This is a genomic window from Streptomyces angustmyceticus (assembly GCF_019933235.1).
Lineage (GTDB): Bacteria > Actinomycetota > Actinomycetes > Streptomycetales > Streptomycetaceae > Streptomyces > Streptomyces angustmyceticus.
In genome coordinates, this window is record NZ_CP082945.1 from 7477087 (window position 1) to 7495754 (window position 18668).

15 protein-coding genes are annotated in these 18668 nt (G+C 73.4%); 6 read left to right on the forward strand and 9 right to left on the reverse strand.

All coding sequences use genetic code 11. From position 1 onward, the window contains the following. Positions 1–471 precede the first annotated feature (471 nt). Positions 472–900, forward strand: coding sequence for a hypothetical protein (locus K7396_RS33255; protein WP_086719212.1), 429 nt, complete (start codon positions 472–474; stop codon positions 898–900). A gap of 125 nt (positions 901–1025) precedes the next feature. Here the strand turns inward: K7396_RS33255 and K7396_RS33260 are convergent, their stop codons facing one another. The 4 genes from K7396_RS33260 to K7396_RS33275 all read right to left on the reverse strand — a co-directional run bounded on the left by K7396_RS33260 (position 1026) and on the right by K7396_RS33275 (position 6903). Continuing rightward, the gene (locus tag K7396_RS33260; RefSeq protein WP_152104478.1) at positions 1026–2531 is read right to left on the reverse strand and encodes an IPT/TIG domain-containing protein; all 1506 of its coding nucleotides are present in this window, start codon (positions 2529–2531) and stop codon (positions 1026–1028) included. Between the two features lie 152 nt (positions 2532–2683). Then, positions 2684–3475 (reverse strand): IPT/TIG domain-containing protein, encoded by a 792-nt coding sequence (locus tag K7396_RS33265; RefSeq protein ID WP_086721363.1) that lies wholly within the window; start codon positions 3473–3475, stop codon positions 2684–2686. 676 nt (positions 3476–4151) lie between these two features. After that, a complete protein-coding gene (locus tag K7396_RS33270; protein ID WP_086721362.1) occupies positions 4152–5912 on the reverse strand; it encodes an IPT/TIG domain-containing protein in 1761 nt (586 codons plus the stop codon). 307 nt (positions 5913–6219) lie between these two features. Continuing rightward, positions 6220–6903 (reverse strand): hypothetical protein, encoded by a 684-nt coding sequence (locus tag K7396_RS33275; RefSeq protein WP_223660286.1) that lies wholly within the window; start codon positions 6901–6903, stop codon positions 6220–6222. A gap of 496 nt (positions 6904–7399) precedes the next feature. On the opposite strand from K7396_RS33275, the gene K7396_RS33280 reads away from it, so the two are divergent. The 3 genes from K7396_RS33280 to K7396_RS33290 all read left to right on the forward strand — a co-directional run bounded on the left by K7396_RS33280 (position 7400) and on the right by K7396_RS33290 (position 10625). Continuing rightward, the gene (locus tag K7396_RS33280) at positions 7400–7999 is read left to right on the forward strand and encodes a hypothetical protein (RefSeq protein WP_223660287.1); all 600 of its coding nucleotides are present in this window, start codon (positions 7400–7402) and stop codon (positions 7997–7999) included. Positions 8000–8140: 141 nt separating this feature from the next. Continuing rightward, on the forward strand, positions 8141–9448 hold the full coding sequence (locus K7396_RS33285; protein WP_308686897.1) for an MFS transporter: 1308 nt from the start codon (positions 8141–8143) through the stop codon (positions 9446–9448). Between the two features lie 52 nt (positions 9449–9500). Continuing rightward, positions 9501–10625: a sugar ABC transporter permease gene (locus K7396_RS33290; RefSeq protein ID WP_223660288.1), complete on the forward strand. Its 1125-nt coding sequence runs from the start codon at positions 9501–9503 to the stop codon at positions 10623–10625. Here K7396_RS33290 and K7396_RS33295 read toward each other — a convergent pair. Next, the gene (locus K7396_RS33295; protein ID WP_223660446.1) at positions 10594–11760 is read right to left on the reverse strand and encodes an acyl-CoA dehydrogenase family protein; all 1167 of its coding nucleotides are present in this window, start codon (positions 11758–11760) and stop codon (positions 10594–10596) included. The genes K7396_RS33290 and K7396_RS33295 overlap by 32 nt on opposite strands. 239 nt (positions 11761–11999) lie before the next feature. Between K7396_RS33295 and K7396_RS33300 the strand changes: the two genes are divergently transcribed. Then, positions 12000–13796: a CoA transferase gene (locus tag K7396_RS33300; RefSeq protein WP_223660289.1), complete on the forward strand. Its 1797-nt coding sequence runs from the start codon at positions 12000–12002 to the stop codon at positions 13794–13796. Continuing rightward, positions 13793–15451 (forward strand): class I adenylate-forming enzyme family protein, encoded by a 1659-nt coding sequence (locus tag K7396_RS33305; protein ID WP_086719690.1) that lies wholly within the window; start codon positions 13793–13795, stop codon positions 15449–15451. The genes K7396_RS33300 and K7396_RS33305 overlap by 4 nt, the downstream gene beginning before the upstream one ends. Positions 15452–15529: 78 nt before the next feature. Here the strand turns inward: K7396_RS33305 and K7396_RS33310 are convergent, their stop codons facing one another. From K7396_RS33310 to K7396_RS33325, 4 genes are all read right to left on the reverse strand, one after another. Further along, entirely contained in the window at positions 15530–16342 is an 813-nt protein-coding gene (locus K7396_RS33310; RefSeq protein WP_086719691.1) for a TroA family protein, read from the reverse strand. Then, positions 16300–17163, reverse strand: a complete 864-nt coding sequence (locus tag K7396_RS33315) for a metal ABC transporter permease (RefSeq protein WP_086719692.1) — start codon at positions 17161–17163, stop codon at positions 16300–16302. The genes K7396_RS33310 and K7396_RS33315 overlap by 43 nt, the downstream gene beginning before the upstream one ends. Continuing rightward, positions 17160–17735 (reverse strand): ABC transporter ATP-binding protein, encoded by a 576-nt coding sequence (locus K7396_RS33320; RefSeq protein WP_233476789.1) that lies wholly within the window; start codon positions 17733–17735, stop codon positions 17160–17162. Before K7396_RS33320 ends, K7396_RS33315 begins: the two co-directional genes overlap by 4 nt. A 298-nt stretch (positions 17736–18033) precedes the next feature. Next, on the reverse strand, positions 18034–18660 hold the full coding sequence (locus K7396_RS33325; protein ID WP_086719694.1) for a sigma-70 family RNA polymerase sigma factor: 627 nt from the start codon (positions 18658–18660) through the stop codon (positions 18034–18036). Between the last annotated feature and the right edge of the window lie 8 nt (positions 18661–18668).

An 18668-nucleotide genomic window follows, 5' to 3' on the forward strand; every position in this document is an offset into this window, starting at 1 on the left:
GAACCGCCGCCCCGCCCCCGGGCGACCGGCTACGCCGACCCTCCCCGATAAGGCGCCCCCGCCGGCGCTCGCCCCCCTGCGCGTACCCCACCGCAACCAAGCTGATCTCACGCCAACACCCCTGTTCTCCCTGCCGTTTCGGCCCATGCGGAGACGGCTTTCTTCCGCACCGGTAGGGATCATGACAGTCAGGAGACCGGTACATGCCGCAGCGGGCATCCGCACCGAGTGAAACTGATCACTTACCTTCAGTTACGGACTGCCGCGACGTCGCAACCCAGGTTTGCGAGGCGGGATCTGCACGCGTAGCGGCACGGCCAAGACGACGGGCCGCGCGGACGCGACGGGTCCCGGGGGACCGGACAGCCGTATCCCACAACGGAGTTGACGCCCACCGCACCGGAAGCTTTAGTGATCGCGACCATCTACAACGATCACCGTGCAGTGATCCGTGATCTCTTGGGGGAATCGATGCGCGCTCTCACCTCGGCCGGGGCCGCCCTGGCCGCCGTCGGCCTCAGCCTCGGCCTGGCGTCCGCACCGGCATCCGCGACGCCCACCGCTCCCGCCGTCTCCGGCACCTCCCAGCCGTCCCTCTCGGCCGCACCGGCGGCAAAGGCCCCGCCGAAGTCGGGGAAGGACAGCATCAAGTGCAACGACACGAACGCGCGGGTCAACTTCTCGTGGAAGACCGGCTGGGAGAGCACCACGGTCTACTACAACAACCACTGCCTGGGCGGCACGCGCACCACCGCCGCCTTCGAGTTCTACAACGGCGGCTCGACGCCGTTCTACAAGTGCGTCACCTTCCAGGGCGACGCCCAGGGCAAGTACAAGTTCGCGCACATCAACGAGATCATGGACGTCAGCAAGGACACCAAGAAGTGCAAGAAGAACTGAACATGCCTCGCTGACGAGCGCCCCGGCTGACCGGACGGACCCCGTCCGGTCAGCGTCATCCCCCTCCCTGAGCGAGCGGTCGAGCGGCCGTCCCCCCGTCGGTCCGGGACCATACGGGGGACGCGCTAGGACGGGTCGTAGACGAAGGGCAGCGCGTTGCTGTTCCCGGCCGGGGTGTGGGCCACGACGTTCACCGTTCCGGGTGCGCCGCCCGGGGAGGTCGCGACGACCTGGGCGTCGGAGATCGCCGCGAACGAGGCCGGGACCCCGCCGAAGGTCACCGAGTCGGTGTAGGTGAGGTTGCTGCCGCTCAGCACAATCGCGTCGCCCCCGAGGTCAACGCCGTGGGAGGGTACAAGGCTGGTCAGGACGGGCGCCCCGAGATAGGTGTAGTAGGGGTTCCCGGTGGCCGCCGTGCTGGTCCCGCCCGGCGTGGTCACGGTGACGACGGCCGTGCCGGACCCGGCCGGAGCGGTCACGGTCAGCTGGTTGTCGGAGACCACGGTGATGGCTGTCGCCGGATTCGCCCCGAAGTTCACGGCGCTGGTGAGCGTGAGGTTGGCGCCGAAGACCGTGACGGTGTTGCCTCCGGTGGCCGGCCCCAGGTGCGGGGACAGATCACTGAGGGTGGGCGCGGCGAGATAGAAGTACGGCAGGGGGTTGCTGGTGCCGCCCGCCGTCGTGACCGTGACATTGACCGAGGACGGCGGCCCCGCGGGCGCGATGACCGTGATCTGGCCGGCGGTATTGGTGAGCACGGTAGCCGCGTTGCTCCCGAACTTCACCGAGGTCGCGCCCGTGAGGTTGCCGCCGTTGAGGGTGACCACATTGCCGCCCGAGGTGGGACCCGAAGCGGGGCTGAGGCTGCTGAGGGTGGGGACGGGGGCGGCGGCATAGGAATAGGGAAGTGCGTTGCTGGTGCCGCCTGCCGTTGTGACGGTGACGTTGACATTGCCGGTGCCTGGTGGGGCGGTGGCGGTGATCTGGGTGGCGGTGTTGGTGAGGATGGTGGCGGGGGTGGCTCCGAAGAGGACGGCGGTGGCGCCGGTGAGGTTGGTGCCGGTGAGGGTGACGGTGTTGCCGCCGGTGGTGGGGCCTGAGGTGGGGTTGAGTGTGGTGAGGGTGGGGGCGGGGGTGGCGACGTAGGTGTAGGGGAGGGCGTTGCTGGTGCCGCCTGCCGTCGTGACGGTGACGTTGACCGAGGAGGGCGGGCCGGCGGGTGCGATGACGGTGATCTGGGTCGCGGTGTTGGTGAGGACGACCCCCGAACTGCTCCCGAATTTCACCGAGGTGGCGCCGGCGAGGTTGGCGCCGGTGAGGGTGACCACGTTGCCGCCCGAGGCGGGGCCCGAGGTGGGGGTGAGCGTGGTGAGTACGGGAGCCGGGGCGTAGGTGAAGAACACGTTCTGGGTGCTGGTGCCCGTCGGTGCCGTGACCGTGACCTGGACCGTGCCGCTTCCTGCGGGCGTCTTGGCCGTGATCTGGGTATCGCTCACGATGACGAAGGTGGTGCCGTTGGGGCCGAACCTGACCATGGTGGCGCCGGTGAAGCCGGAGCCGGTGAGGGTGACATGGGTACCACCCGCCGGAACGCCTTGGGCCGGACTGATACTGGTCACTACGGGGGCCATGCTGCTCTTCTCCTTCTCGTACCGCCTGGGCAGTCGCGCCCTGGCCGACGGCTGCCGGCCAGGGCGCGGGGTGTCACCGGCCGAGCGCGCCAAGCGCTGCGGGCGGACGGCGACGTGGGTCGTGCCGGTTGGCCCCCGGCCGTCTGCGACGGTCAGGTGATGGTGAAGGCCTGGGCGTTGGAGTTGCCGCCGCAGGTGTGGACCGTGATGGTCCCGGCGCCGGTGGCGAGGCCGCCGGGCACGGTGGCGACGAGCTGGGTGTCGCTCACGGGTGTGAAGACCGCGGTGGCGGTGGCGGCGGCGCTGTCGGTGAAGGTGACGGTGTCGACGCCGACGAAGCCGGTTCCGTTGACGGTGATCTGGTCCCCTGCCGTGCCCGAGGTGGGCAGCACCGAGGTGACGGCCGGCGCGAGGTAGTAGTCGATCAGCGTGGTGCCCGAGGGGCTGGTCCCGCCGGCGGTGGTGATGGTCACCGCCTGGGTCGACACCGTGCCGACCTGACCCGGGTTGGCCGGTGCGGTGAAGGTGACCTGGCTCGACTGGGTCGGGGTGACCGCCACGTTGCCGACGCTGCCCACCCCGACCTGCGTTCCGGAGAGGAAGTTGGTGCCGAACAGCGTCACCGAGCCACCCGTGGCGGCCGATACGCAGGTGACGCTCAGCCCCGTGGTGGTCGGCGAGGCGATGATGAAGAACGGCAGCGCGTTGCTGGTGGCGCCGGCGCTGCTGGTGACGCTGACCGAGACCTGGCCGGAGCACGGAGCCGTGCTGGGCACCACGAAGGTGACCTGGGTGGCGGTGACGCTGGTCGGGGTGACCGTCGCGGAACCGAAGTTCACCCTCGTGGTGGTGGACAGAGCGGATCCGTTGATCTGGACGGTGTCGCCGGGCTTGCCCTGATTGGTGGTGGTCGTTGTGTCCACCAACGACGTGATGGTTGCCATGTTCTTTTCTCCTTCGAACGTGCCGCGCTGTTGGGGTGCGCAGGAGCGGGCGGCTGACTGAAGCCGCCCGCACCGCAGGGGGTGTCCCCCGTGGGGCGGAAAGGGGAAGGCGGAGACCGTTGCCTCAGGGCGCCTGGGCGGGTCGTCCTTGTGAAGCGACGCGGCGCAGCATCACGGGGCGCCGTCAATCTCGCTTGATTCGATTAAAGCCAAGGGGTGAAGGAGGCGATAGGTGGAACGGAGGCATCGAGAGGCCTGTAGGTAAATCGGTTAACGGATCGCCGTTCAACCCCGGCCGCCGTTGCGCGCCCTGCGGGTGCGATACGGCGGAGCGTCAACGGGCGGGGCACAGCCACGTCCTGGCGTTGCGCTGGGCGCTGAGGCGCGCGGAAGTGCGCCGGTCGGGAAAGAACGTCGGTCAAGGGAGAGTGCCGGTTGGCTCGGAAATTGCCCGTCTGCGGGAAATGGGGCGCCCCAACCGGCCTCAACTGGCCCTGGCGAGCGGTCGGAGGGAGCAGCCCGGCGTAGCCCGCGAGAAGTCGACTATGGCTCGTGTGGGGGAGGTCAACGGTCCAGGGAAAGCCGAAGATGGAGGGTGAGGTGAGGGGGGACGACAGCGATGACGGCAGCGATGACGGCAGCGATGCGGGGCTTCTCGCGCGGGTACGCCCGGAGATCAGGTGTAGACGAAGGCCCCTGGCGCGGTGGCGGTGCCGCCCGTCGTCGTGACGACGACATCCGCCGGCCCCGGGGCGGCCGCGGGAGGGGTGACGACGGCGATCCGGGTCGGGGAGATGATCCCGAAGGCGGCCGTGGCCCCGCCGAACGTCACCGACTGGGTGAAGGAGAGGTCGGCGCCTTCGATCAGGACCGGATCGTCGCCCGACACCGAGCCGGCGGAAGGGGCCACGGAGGTGAGGTGCGGCGGCCCCACGTAGGTATAGGTGGCCCGCCCGTACGAGTTGCTCCGCGTGACCATGGTGACCGGCACGGGGCCGGCCGTCTGCGCGGGCGGCACCGTCACGGTGACCTGGTCGTCCAGGACGGACGACGGGGTGACGGCCACACTGCCGAAGCGCACCGAGGTGGTGGTGATCAGACCCCGGCCGGTCACGGTCAGCGTGCCGCCGCCGCCCAATGGACCCGACTCCGGGCCGATCAGGGTCAGCACCGAGTCCGGGAGGTAGTAGAACCGGCCGACGGTCCGCGTGGTGCGCTGCCCGAGGGTGACGTCGATGCTGACATCGCTGACCAGGAGCGGCGAAACAGCCCGGATCTCACGGTCGTTGACAACGGTGAACGAGGCCGCCGGGCGGCACCCGAAGCGGACGGCGGTGGTGTTGCCCAGCCCCTCCCCGATGATGGTCACCGGTGTACCGCCCGACTTGGGCCCCACGTTCGGGTACCCGCCGCTCGGCGCACGCAGCACACCCACCGTCTCGTTGCCGTTGTTGACCACGTAGACGTCGAGGTCGTCCGGCGTGATCACCAGCCAGGCCGGCGCGTGGAAGCCAGGCACCGTATCGATGATCTCGCTTCGGACGAGGTCGATGACGGCGACGCTGTCGTCGCCGTCGCAGGTGACGTACGCGAGCAGCCCGTCACGGCTGACCGCCACACCCAAGGGGATGGGCAGACCGGGGAGTGCGGACGCCACGGAGTGTGTGGTCGTGTCGATGACGCCCAGTCTGTTGCCGCCGTACTCCGACACATAGGCGCGCTGCCCGTCGGGCGAGACCGCCACTCCCCGGGGGAAGAGGAAACCGGTGAGGGTCGCGAGGACGGTGTCGGTGGCGGTGTCGATGACCGTGACCGCGTTCGCTCCCTCTTCGGTGACGTAGACCTGTGTCCCGTCGGGAGTGACGGCCACACCGCGCGGTCCGCTGCTCAGCGGTACCGAGGCGATGAGGGTGTCGGTGGCCGTGCTGATCACATCCACCCGGTCCCCGCCCAGACTGGCGACGTAGAGCCGGGAGCCGTCGGGTGTCACGGTCAGCCCGAGGGGCTTGTTCAGGCCCGGGATGGTGCCGGTGACGGTGTGCGTGGCGGTGTCGATGACGGCAACGCTGTCGGTCCCGAAGCAGGCCGCGTAGGCCCGCAGCCCGTCCGGGGTGATCACGACCTCCCACGGGCCGCTGGTGACGCCGATCGTGGTGACCACGCTCCGGGTGCGGGTGTCGATGACGCTGATGCTGCTGGCCCCGAAGTTGGTCACATAGACGTGCCGGCCGTCCGGGGTGATCGCCGCCCAGATGGGGGCGTGCCCCACTGGGATCTCGTAGACCCCCAGCGGCTCACCGGTGTTTATGACTTCCCTGCGGTCCGGCACGTCGCCGTCGGCTTGGCCGGGCGACGGAAGCGCCCCCGTCGCCGCCCCTGTCGACGCCCCCATTGCCGCGCCCTCGCCGGGGCCCGCGCTGGTCCCTGCCGGAGCCATGTTGCCCTCCTTCTCCTGCCTTCGCGTTGCATCGGGCTTGCGCCTTCGGGCCCTCGAATCCTCTGGGGTCCCGCCTGGTGGGTCGTCAGTCCGTTCGCCTCGGCGCGGGGTTGCTTCGGAACGCTTCGGGTTGTCGTGGGCCGCTGGTGGTCGTGGGTGGTCGCTGACGGGTACGCGGCCGACGACGGGGGCGAGCCCATGCAAGGTGTACGGGTCGCTGTGCGCTCCGCCGTGAGGTCGCGGTGGCCGGCGCCGCAGCAGCCGGTGCGCCCGCCGTACCGGCTGCGGCGTCCGGCTACGTCCTCGTTCAGCAGGCGGGGGCAACGGGCGGCAGGGCGCCGCAATTGCTCGGGGTGTTGCCGACCACCACACTGCCGATCAGGGTCACCGCACCGGCGTTGGTGAAGATGCCGCCGCCGTTGACGCCGGCGGTGTTCGCGGTGACGCTGCTGCCGGTGAGCGTGAGTGCGCCATCGGTGTAGATACCGCCGCCGTATGACCCCTTGCTGTCGCGGACCGTGGTGCCGGTGAGGGCCACCGTGCCGCCGAGGTTGGCGATGCCCCCGCCCACGCCGAGGCCGGCGTCACCACCACTGATGGTCACCGACGCGATGGACAACTGGCCGTTCGCGGAAGGGACTTGTGATGGCCCGTCCACTTCGAAGATCCGGAAAGCCGGTGCGCTCGACGCCCGGGTGATCTGCGTGCCGAGGCCGGCCATGGAGATCGGGGTGGTGATGTTCGGCAGTCCCGCCGCCTGCCCGGCCCCGCCCGGACTGTGGGCGCTGGTGAGGGCGTACGTACACAGCGGAGCGAGGATCAGGCTGCCGCCCCCGGAGGCGTTGGCCGTGTTGATCGCGTCGACCAGCGCCGATTCACCGCACGCCACCAGTACCGGCGACGCCGCGCGGGCGTCGGGGCCGGCGCAGACCAATGCCAGCGGAACGACACCCGCCGCCACCAGTGTTCGCAGAACATGAAGGGCTCGCACTACGCCTCCTCGGACGTGGTTGAGCCAGCCCGCCTCACCGGCCACGCCGCGAGGGCGTCGGCCGATGGAACCCTCCGTCAGGCGACGCCATGCCTCTGGAAGCCGAGCCCACATACGAGCCCACACACCGTGAGCCGACCCGATCCACGCATCTCCCGCGGAGGGATGGGCGGCCCACCTGGTAGGTACAGCCAGTAACCCACCCGAGTGACCCCCGCACAAGCAAGGCTGAGGGAGATTCACCCGTACAGCCGGGCGCGCATCACGACCCGCATCACGACGCTCATCACTACGGACCGAGCCTGTCCGGACGGAACCCAGGGGGACGGAATCCAGCGGGACTGAGCCCAGTTGGACAGAATTCAGTTGGACGGACCAGCCCGGCAGCCTCCGAAGGCTCGCGTTGAGCGATCGTCAAAGACACGTTGATCGCCGTTCTCTAGCGTTGACGGCGCATCGATCACCGATCACCGATCAACGGCGAGGTGGAGTACGCATGTTGTTCCGCACGCGAGGCAAGGGAAGGGTTTCCTTCTTCATCGCCAGGGCGATCGCGCCCAGGCGGCGGGCCGCGGTTCTGGCCGGGGTGCTCGCGAGTGTGTCCGTGGTGGCCCTGGGGACGGCTTCCGCGGCGTCGCAGGGGGCGGGGGAGCCGGCGACGGCCGCTGTGCAGGCGGCGCCGGCGACCGAAGCGGCGCGGAAGCACTGGCAGCCCCCGACGGACCGGAGCGCGGGTCCCGGGGCCTCCGGGACAGAGCCCGGCAGGGCCGACACCGGCTTCCAGATCCGTGAGGTGTCGCCGGCGCAGTTCAGGGGCTGGTGGTCCCAGCCCCACGTCAAGGGCGTCAGCGTGACGTGGAGGACGCCTTCGGACCGGGACCCGTATGACGGCTGGGACTGGATCGAGATCCAGGACAGCAACGGCAAGCGCGTCACCTGGGACTGGGTCTGCGGCAACGCCCACTGCGGCGCGTACGGCTCGACCCTGATCGAGGCGAACCTCACGAAGGGCGCGGAGTACAAGGCCCTCTACTGGAGCGACGGGGGCCGGGACACCGAGGGCGACCTCCAGGCCGAGTACGAGTTCTCGGCCTGACGAGGGAAGCCGGGACACATGGGGTCCCCCGGCTGAGGCGAACCGGTAGGTGTTTCGGCGGCCGTGGGAACCAGGGGCCGTGCCCGTACGACTGACTGGACCGGGTCCCGAACGAGGGACGGTGTCGTCGGGAGGAGTGCTGTGCGGGTGGAGCGCGGCGGGGAGCCGGGGGTCGTCGGGGCGGAGCGTGGCGTTGCGGGGGCGGCGGGTGCGGGGTGGCCGGTGGTCGTGCTGCTGACCTCGGCGATGGCGTTTTCCATGATGCAGTTGTTTGTGATCGGCGCGTTCGGGCCGCGCCTGGTGGGGGAGTTGAAGATCTCCACGACGGTGCTGGGGCTCACCACGACGGCGGGCTTCGGGGCGGCGGCGGTCTTGTCGCCGCTGGCCGGGCGGCTGGTGGACCGGGTCGGCCCCCGGCGGTGTCTGGTGGCGTTGCTGTTGCTCACCGCGGTCTCGTTGGCGCTGATCGGGGCCGCTCCGGGGACGGTGGTGCTGCTGTTGGCGGTCGCGCTCGGCGGCGTACCGCAGGCGCTGGCCAACCCGGCGACGAACAAGGTGATCCTTGCGGCCCTCCCGGCCGAGCGGCGCCCCGGCGTGACCGGGATGAAGCAGTCGGGCGTGCAGGTCGGGGCCTTTGTGGCGGGGTTGCCGCTGTCGCTGCTGGCGGCCGGCGTGGGCTGGCGGGGCGCCGTGTGGGCGGCCGCGGGGACGGCGGCGCTGGCCGCGCTGTGGGCCTCGCGCGCGCTGCCGCCCGACGCCGCCGCCTCCGGGCCCGCCCCGCGCGCCGCGTCCGCCGCGCGGGGTGTGACGCGGCGGCTGGCCCTCTTCTCGCTGTTGCTCGGCTGCGGCATCGCCTCGGTCAACACCTATCTGGCGTTGTTCGGTGCGCAGCGGCTGGGGCTGTCGCCCACCGCCGCCGCGGCCTTGGTGGCCGTTTTGGGAGTGGCGGGCATCGCCGGGCGGGTGGGGTGGTCGCGCGCGGCGGGGAAGCCGGACCGGGCCGAGGCGCTGCCGGCCGTGCTGGCGGCCGGCGCGGTGGGCTCGGCGCTGCTGCTCGCCGCCGCGGTCCGGATGCCGTTGCTGGTGTGGGTGGCCGCGGTGGCGGTCGGGTCGTTCGCGGTGTCGGCGAACGCGGTCTCCATGGTGGTGGTGATGCGAGCGGCCGCGCCGGGCAGAGCGGGACTGGATTCGGCGCGGGTGTCGGCGGGCTTCTTCGCGGGGTTCGCCGTGGGGCCGCCGTTGTTCGGTGCGCTGTCCTCCGCCGCCGGCTACGGAACGGGCTGGCTCTTGGCCGCGGCCGAGTTCGCGACGGCGGCGGTGATCGCCCTGCCGTTGCGGTCACGTCGAGCGGGAACCGGGGATGGTCGAGCGGGAGCGGGAGCGGGAGCGGGAGCGGGCGCGGGAGCCGGGGACGGGGGAGCGGGCAGTGCGGGGGCGGACGGTGACTGAGGGGGCGATGGGGCAACGGTCGGTGACTGAGGGCGCGAGGAGGCAGCGGGCGATGACCGAGGAGGCCATGGGGCAGCGGACGATGCGTAGGGAGCCGGTGGCCGAGGAGCCCGACGGCCCGCGGTGGGCCGAAGACGCGCTGGCGGCCGTCTGGCGACGTACCCGCGAGACCGAGGCCCAGGTCGGGACGCGGTTCCCCCTGTACGCCGATCCCGGCACCGGCGTCTGGCGGTCCACGTCGAAAGGGTCGTGGACCGGCGGCTTCTGGGCCGGGCTGCTGTGGTTGCGTGCGCTGGACTCGGGGGCCGAGCGCGACCGGCAGGCGGCGGCCGTGTGCACGGGACGGCTGGCCCACTGGGTCGGTCAGGACACCGCCACCCGGGGGCTGATCTTCTGGTACGGCACGGCGCTCGCCGCCGGTCCGGGGGACGACGGTGCGGCGGCGCAGCTGAGGGACCGGGCGGCGCGGGCCTGTCTGGCGGCGTATGACGCGGAGCGCGGGTTGGTGCCCTGGGGCGACGCCTTCGGCGGGCCTCGGCTGGTGGCGCGGGCGGACGCGGTGCCCGGTCTGGTGCCGCTGCTCGCCGGGCGGGGGCCGGACGGCGCGGACGCGGCGTCGGCGCAGCTGACCCGGCAGCTGACGCTCAGTCTGTCCGAGCACCCGCCGCGCCCGGCGTGGCGGGCCGCACCGGACGGCACCTGGAACGCCTGCTCCGAGCCTGCGCCCGGCTGGAGCCGTACGGTGCCGTGGCTGCTGCTGGGCGTGGTGGACGGCCTGCACTGCCTGGGGCAGCAGGGGCTGTGGGAGGCGGCGGAGGGGCTGGTCGCGCCGCGGCTCGGTGCCGGTGTGCCGCTCGTCCCCCGGGCGTACGACGGGAGGCCCGACGGCCCGATGGACACCTCGGCGGCCGCCATCGAGGCGGTGGCCCTCCTGAAGCTGGCCGCCCTGCTGCGGGCCGTGGGCAGGGAGGAGGAGGCCGGACCGCCGGGCCGTCGCGCGCGGCGCATACTGCACCGGTTGTCCACCGCGCATCTGTCGGCCAACGGCGGCCTCACGGCGAGCTGTTACGACGCCGACCGGGGGCTCGCCCCGTGCCACGAGCTGATCTGGGGAGACTTCTTCCTGGCGGCGGGGCTGGCGATGCTCACCGGCCGGACGGATCCGTTCGCGACGTGACGCCGTGGCCGCGGAGCACCCGCCGGGCCACCGCCGCGATGTGCAGCTCGTCCGGGCCGTCCAGCAGCCGGGCCGCGCGGCCCGTGCGGAACAGGCCGGGCAGCGCGGTGTCGGGGCCGAGTCCGGCGGCGCCGTGCACCTGGACCGCGGCGTCGGCGACCTGCTGGAGCATCCGGGCCGCCGCCACCTTGGCCAGGCCGGACTCCAGGCGGGCGTCGTCACCCGCCGCCAGCCGGGCCACCGCCTCGTACACGAGCGGCCGGGTGGAGCGGATGGCCAGCAGCGAGTCGAAGACCATCTGCTGGACGAGCTGCCGGTCGGCCAGCGGACCGGACGACTGGCGCCGCTGCCCGGCCCGTTCACACATCAGGCCGAAGGCGCGCTCGGCCTGCCCGAGCCAGCGCAGGCACCGCAGCACCCGGCCGAGCCGGAGCCGTTCCCCGGCGATCCGCAGCGCCCGGCCCGGCTCGCCCACCAGGTGGTCCGGGCCGACGGTGACGCCGTCCAGGGCGATCTCCCACTGCCCGCCCGCACCGAGGACCGGCACCTCGCGCAGCACCGTGAAGCCCGCAGCGGACGCGGGCACCGCGAACAGCGACAGGCCGTCCGTCCCGCTCTCCGCGGGGCCCGTGCGCGCCAGCACCGTGACCAGGTCGGCGTCGCCCGCGCCCGTGATGAACCACTTGCGGCCCTCCAGGGTCCAGCTCCCGTCGGGCTGCGCGACGGCCCGGGTCGCGGTCTGCGCCGGGTCGGTACCGGGGGTGTCGGGCTCGGTCATCGCATAGCTGCTGCGCAGCTCGCCGGCCGCGATGCCCGGCAGCCAGCGCTGCTGTACCTGCTCCCCGGCGTGCCGGGAGAGCATCAGCACATCGAGGAGGGTGCTCGACCCGAGGGCGGCGGGGCCGTGGTCGCTGGCTCCCTCGGCCTCCGCGAGGTGGGCGTACTGCGCCAGGCCGATGCCCTGGCCGCCGAACTCCACGGGCAGGGGAAGGGCCCACAACCCGGCCTGCTTCGCCTCGTCCTGGAGCCCGCGCAGGGCCGTACGCGCGGGTGCGCCGCCCGCGTCGAGGACCGGCTCGCAGGGCATCACCCGCTCCCGTACGAACGCCCGCACCCGCGCCCGCAGTTCGGCGATCGCGGACGGGCAGTCGGGCTGCCCGGGGCCGGTGGCCTCCTGGGACGGGTCCGCTCCGGGTGCCGCGTCCGGCGCGCTCCGCACGGAGTTCTTGGCGTTCACGGCTTCCTCCACCTCGACCGGGAACTCGGTGAGCCGACGGTCCGACTCACTGACTGTGGAGTTGGTCGGCGCCCCGTGCCGCCTGGTTCCCGTGGATGTGTGCGAGCCATAGGGCGGTCCGCCCGGAGAGGAGTGCCGTGGGACACCCCGTCGTCATCCGCACGACCCGGCCGCTGGAGGGAGTGCACCTGGAGGCGTCGGGTCCGCCCGCGCTGACCGCCCCGGCGCTGGGCCATCTGCGCGCCCTCGGCGCGGCGGCCCCCGAGCCGCCCCGGACACCCGGCGGCCCCGCGCGCTTCGCCGCCGCGGGGAACGGGCCGGGCCGGGTCACCGCGCACACCGCGTGGGCCGACGTCCTCCCGAGGGCACACGCCGTCGACGAGGCCACCGTCCAGGCGGCCACCGGCATGATGCATGTGCACGGCCGCCGCGACGGTGCCCCGCGCGGCCTCGCCGTCGACTACGCGGCCACCTGCGCCTCCGTGCTGACCGTGCAGGGGCTGCTCGCCGCGATGCTGGGCCGGGCCCGCGGCGGCACCCGGAACCCCCATGTCACGGCCGGTGCCGACCGGGCCGCGCTGCTCACCCTCTCCCAGTACCTCGCCGCGGCCAACGCGCCGGAGGCGGAGGCCGTGGAACTGTCCCCGGGCGGGCCGCCGTTCACCGCCGCCTGCGGCACCCGCTTCGAACTGGAGGCGCTCGACCCCGCGCCCTGGGCCCGCTTCTGGCGGGAGCTCCGCGCGCCCGAAGAGGCAGTCCGCGCGGGCTGGCCGCCCTTCCAGTTCCGCTACGCCACCGCCTGCGCCCCGCTGCCCGAGGAACTGCACCGCACGACGCGCGGCGTCTCCTGGGCGAGGATCCGGCAGGCCGCGTCCGCCGCGGGCGCCGAGGTGTGCCCGCTGCATCCGCTCACCGACACGGCGGCGGAGCGCGGGTCCCGTGCCCCGTGGACCCTGACCCCGCGCGAGGAGACGTGGGACGGGCCGGCCCCCGGGACCGCCCCCGACGCAGCGCTGCCGCTCGCCGGCCTGACCGTCCTGGAAGCGGGCCGCCGCATCCAGGCCCCGCTCGCCGCGCACCTCCTGGGCCTGCTCGGCGCCGACGTCGTACGGATCGAGCCGCCCGGCGGGGACCCGTTGCGCGGAATGCCGCCCTGCTGCTCCGACGTCTCCGCGCGCTGGCTCGCGCTCAACAGGGGGAAGCGCGCGGTGCAGATCGACATCAAGTCCCGTGCGGGGCAGGCGGAGTTGCGCGAGCTGGCCGCGGGCGCCGACGTCTTCCTGCACAACTGGGCACCGGGGAAGGCCGAACAGTTCGGCCTGGGCCCCGACCACCTCGCGGCGGTCAACACCGGCCTGGTGTACGCCTACACCAGCGGCTGGGCGGGATGGCAGGCCGACGTCCCGATGGGCACCGACTTCATGGTGCAGGCCCGCACCGGCGTCGGCGAGGCGGCCCGCCCCGCCGACGAGGCCCCCGCGCCCTCCCTGATGACCCTGATCGATGTCCTCGGCGGACTGCTCGGCGCCGAGGCCGTCCTCGGCGGGCTGCTGCTGCGGGCGCGCACCGGCCGCGGTGTGCGGGTGGAGTCCTCGCTGCTGGGGGCCGCCGAGACGCTCACCGCACCGGCGCTGCACCGGGCGGCGGCCGGCGGCGGGGCGCGCCGCCCCGCGGCCTTCCGGAGTCCTTTCGCGACCGCGGACGGCTGGATCGCGCCGAGCGACGACTCCGCCGCCGCGGTGCGCGGCCGGTCCGCCGAGCTGCGGCAACTGACCTCGCAGCAGGCGCTCGACGCGCTGCGCGCCGACGGCCTCGCCGCGACCGCCGTCACCACCGACCTCGGCGCGCTCCCCCACGACCCGCGCCTCGCCGGAGTCCTCACCCGCGACCCCCTCGGGTCCCTCGTCGTCCCCTCGCCCTGGAGATTCGCATGACGAACCTGCTCCACGACCTGGTCCCCGCGCCGCTCCGGCGCGCCTGGGCCGCCGAAGGGCACTGCCCCGACATAGACCTCTACACCCTCTTCCGCTCGCACCGGATAGCCGACCCGCACCGCACCGCCGTGATCGACGCGCGCGGCGCGACCTCCTACGCGGAGCTGGACGACCGGGCCCGATGTCTGGCCACCGGCCTCACCGAGGCCGGCATCCGCCCCGGTGACGTGGTCGGCGTCCAACTGCCCAACAGCGCGGAGGCGGTGGCTGCCGACCTGGCGCTGGCCGCGCTGGGAGCCGTGGCCCTGCCCTTCCCCGTCGGACGCGGCGGACGGGAGGCGAGATCGCTGCTCGGCCGGGCCGGGGCCCGAGCGGTGATCGCCGCCACCGAACACCGGGGCATCGCGCACGCGAAGGAACTGGCGGAACTCGCCGGGGAACTACCCGAGTTGGACACCGTAATCGCCGCGGGCGCGGGCGCCGTACCCGTCGGCTGCCGTTCGCTGACCGCTCTGCCGGGCACCGCGAACGGCTTCACCCCGCGACGCCCCGACCCCGACACGGCCGCCCGGATCCTGGTGTCCTCCGGTTCCGAGGCCGAACCGAAGATGGTGGCGTACTCGCACAACGCGCTCGCCGGCGGCCGCGGCAACTTCCTCGGTGCCCTGCTCGCGGCGGGCGGCCCCCCGCGCTGCCTCTTCCTCACCCCGCTCGCCTCGGCGTTCGGCAGCAGCGGCACCGCGGTCACCCTCGCCCGGCACGGCGGAACCCTCGTCCTGCTCGACCGCTTCACGCCCGAGGCGGCGCTGCGGGCGATCCGCGCGCACCGGCCGACGCACGTGCTGGGCGTTCCCACGATGGTCCGCATGATGCTGGAGCGCTGCGGCCCCGAGCCGGTCGCCGCCGAGGGGCTGACGGCGCTGGTCCTGGGCGGCTCCGCGCTGGACGCGGCCACCCGGCGGGAGGCACGCCGGGCGTTCGGCTGCCCGGTGGTCAACCTCTACGGATCGGCCGACGGCGTCAACTGCCACACCGGGCTGGCGGAGGAGACCGCACCGGCCGGGGGACCGGGCGTCGTGGTCGGCAGGCCCGATCCCACGGTCTGCGAGATCCGCATCGCCCCGCTGCACGGCGGCACGGCGAACGAGGCCGAGACCGGGGAGATCCTCGCGCGGGGACCGATGACCCCGCTGTGCTACGTGGGGGCGCCGGAGCTGAACATGCGCTACCGCACCGCGGACGGCTGGGTGCGCACCGGCGACCTGGGAACGCTGGACGCCGAGGGCACCCTGCGCGTGGTCGGCCGGCTCAAGGACGTGGTGATCCGCGGCGGCGCCAACATCAGCCCCGCCGAGGTCGAGGGCGAGCTGTCCGCCCATCCCGGTGTGCGCGACGTGCTCTGCGTCGGCGTACCCGACCCGTTGATGGGGGAGCGGCTGGCGGCCTGCGTGGTGCCGCGGTCCGGGCACGAGATCACCCTGGAGAGCCTGGGCGCCCATCTCGACTCCCGTGGCCTGGAGCGCCGCAAGCACCCGGAGCGGCTGCTCGTGGTGACCGGCGAGCTGCCGCTCACCCCGGCCGGCAAACCCGACCGCACCGCGCTCAGGGACCAACTCGCCGCGGCCTCCCCGGCCACCCCGGCACAGACCGGGTGACGCGGGAGCGGTGGGGGGCCGGCCGGGACGGGAACCGCCCGGCACCCCCACCGCGTCCGGATGCGGGGTGCCCGCCGATCAGGACGCGGCGAACGCCTTCGTCATCTGCTCCGCGGCCTTGCGGTAGACGGCGAGCAGATCGAGGTCCTTCCCCGGGTAGTTGACGATGTTCAGCTGCTTCGCGCCCGAGCCCGGCAGCACGGTGCCCGTCGACATGTTCTCGTTCTCCAGGACGAACGCCGGCTTCTTCGCGGACAGCCGGGAGAGCTGCGCGGGAGACACCGCCTCCGGCCCGTACGTCCCCACCAGCCGCGCGCCCGCCAGCTTGGCCGCCCAGGTGGTGAAGACCTGGGAGGCCACGGCGGGCGCCTTGCCGTCGGGCCGGGAGGCCTTCAGCCGGCCGGCCAGCGACTTCCACTCGGCGGCGAGGTCCGCGTTCCACTTCGCCGCCGCCTGCTCGGTACCGAACGCCTTGCCCAGCCGGGTCACATTGGCGGTGGTCTTCGCGGGGGAGTTGTCCAGTTCGAGGTCGATCATCTTGGCCCGTGAGCCGGCCGCTTCCTTGATCCGCCCGGCGAACGGTTCGAACGGTGCGTACAGGACGTAGTCCGCGTCGGCCACCGCGGACAGGTCGGACGGTTTGAGGTCGTAGTCGGGCGCATGCCGGATCGAGGCGGGCACCAGGGACCTGACGTTCTCGGCACCGGCCGCCTTGGCCAGCGCCGCCTCCCAGGAGGTGGTGGCGACCACCACGGGACCGGAGCCCGACTTCCCGGACGTGCCGTGCGACGCGTCCTTCGAAGACGCGCCGGAGCCACCGCATCCGGAGACCAGCAACAGCCCCGCGCTCAGTGCGACGAGGGGACGGACGAGGACGCGGGCACGCGCCATGAGGGGGTTCTCCGTTCGGGTACGAGATGAGCTGCCAGGGCGACCGCCCCGGCAGCGAGGACGAGGACCGGGCCGGGCGGCAGGTCCCAGGCGAGCGAGACGAGGAAGCCGGCGACATTGACCACGAGGCCGATGCCGACGGCCCACAGCGTGATCGACACCAGCGAGCGGCCGAGCCGGCGGGCGGCGAGCGCCGGCAGCAGCGTCAGCGCGTCCACCAGCAGGGCCCCGGTCAGCCGGAGGGCGCCGGCCACCGCGACCGCCACCAGGACGAGCAGCAACACCGTGAGCCGCTGCACCGCCACCCCGGAACACAGGGCGAGTTCCCGGTCGTGCAGCAGCAGGGCCAGATCACGGCGGCGCCAGACGAACAGCGCCGGCAGGGCCACCGCCAAGGCGCCCAGGACGGCGAGGTCGGCGGGGCGCACCGCCAGGATGGACCCCCACAGCAGCGCGAAGGCCCCGTTGGCGTTGACCCCGGACAGCGCCAGCAGCAGCAGCGCGGCGGCGATGGCCAGGCTCATCAACAGCCCCATGGCCCCCGAGAGCCCGTCGGCGTTACGGGCCAGGGGCGCCACCCCCGCGCCCGCCAGGGCACAGGCCACCAGCGCGCACAGCACGGGGTCCAGCCCCAGCAACTGGCCCGCCGCGATGCCCAGCAGGGCGACATGCATCATCGCGAAGCGCACCGGCATGATGTCCAGCCCCACGATCACCACACCCACGATCGGCAGCCCGAGCGCCGACAGCAGCAGCCCGGCCCCGGCCCGCTGCACGGGCACCAGCTGCAACAGGTCCCCGACCTGCCCGAGCGCACTCACCGGACCTCCCGCAGCGCTCCGGCGGCCATCTCCAGCGTCCGGTCGCACCGGGCGGCCATCGCCCGGTCGTGGGTCACCACGACCACTGTCACCGGCAGCGTCGTGAGCACCTCGGCGGCCTCCTCCTGCCCCGCGAAGTCCAGTGCCGCCGTCGGCTCGTCGGCGAGCAGCACCCCCGCTCCGGCCGCCACACAGCCCACCGCCCTCGCCAGATGCATCCGCTGCAACTGGCCCCCCGACAGGCTGCTCAGCGGACGCCCGGACAGCGCGCCCACCCCCAGCCGCTCGGCGGCCAGCGCGGCCTGGGCCGGAGCGCCGCTGCTCGCCAGCAACTCCCCGGCCAGCAGGGGGAAGCGGCCGGCGGCCGGCCGCTGCGGGATCCAGGCGCAGGCCCGCCGCCGCCAGGACCGCTCGGCGGCGGTCCGGTGGCCGCGCCCGCCGACGAGGATCTCGCCGCCCGTCTGCCGGTGCAGCCCGAGCACCGCACGCAGCAGCGTGGTCTTGCCCGAGCCGTTGGTCCCCGTCAGGGCGACGCGTTCGCCCGCGGCGATGTCCAAGTCCACACCGGTCACCGCCTCCAGACGGCCGTGCCGGCACACCACCCCCCGAAGCCGTAGTGCGAGGGCGGCCGTATCGCTCACCGGCCGCGTCGCCGAGGATCCTGACTGCTGATTGCTGCACTCCACAGCCAGCTAGTCGGCCCACCGCCCGGTTGAGTTCCCGCCGGTTGCACCGTGGTTCCACGCCCTGCCACAACGGACCGCCCGCGGCCCCCGTACGACGCTGACCGACGGGCGGCCCGGACGACGGCGGGGCCCAGGAAGCGTCACCACGCCTCCTGGGCCCCTGGGTCCCGCTGCCGGCCGCGGATCAGGCCACGGACCGGGCCACGGCGGGCTCGGGCAGCGGGCCCCGCCCCGCGGCCTCCTCCCGGCGCGCCGGGGCGCCGTCCGCCGCGTCGAGCAGCGCGATCAGCGTCTCCCGCGCCCTGGCCACCCGCGAACGGACCGTCCCCACCGGACAGCCGACGACCGCGGCCGCCTCGGCATACGGCAGCCCGACCAGCTGGGTGAGCACGAACGCCTCCCGCCGGCACGGCGCGAGAGCGGAGAGGATGTCGGTCAGGGCGACCCCCTCGTCGAACCCCGGCACCGTCTCCCGCTGGGCCTGCTCCGCGAGAGCCTGCCAGTCGGCGAGACCGGCGACGCGCGGCCGGGCCTGGTTCGCACGGATCCGGTCGGCGACCGTACGCCGGGCGATGGTCAGCAGCCAGGTACGGGCCGACGACCGGCCCTCGAACCCGGGCAGGCCGCGCAGAGCCCGCAGATAGGTGTCCTGCACCAGGTCGTCCGCGGCCTGGGCATCGCGGCTCAGATGCGTCACATAGCGCAGCACATGCCGCCGGGTGCCCCGCACGAACAGCTCGACCGCCTCTTCATCACCCGTACGGGCCGCCAGGGCCCACCGGGTCACCTGGGCATCGTCGACGTCACGCATCGGCGGCC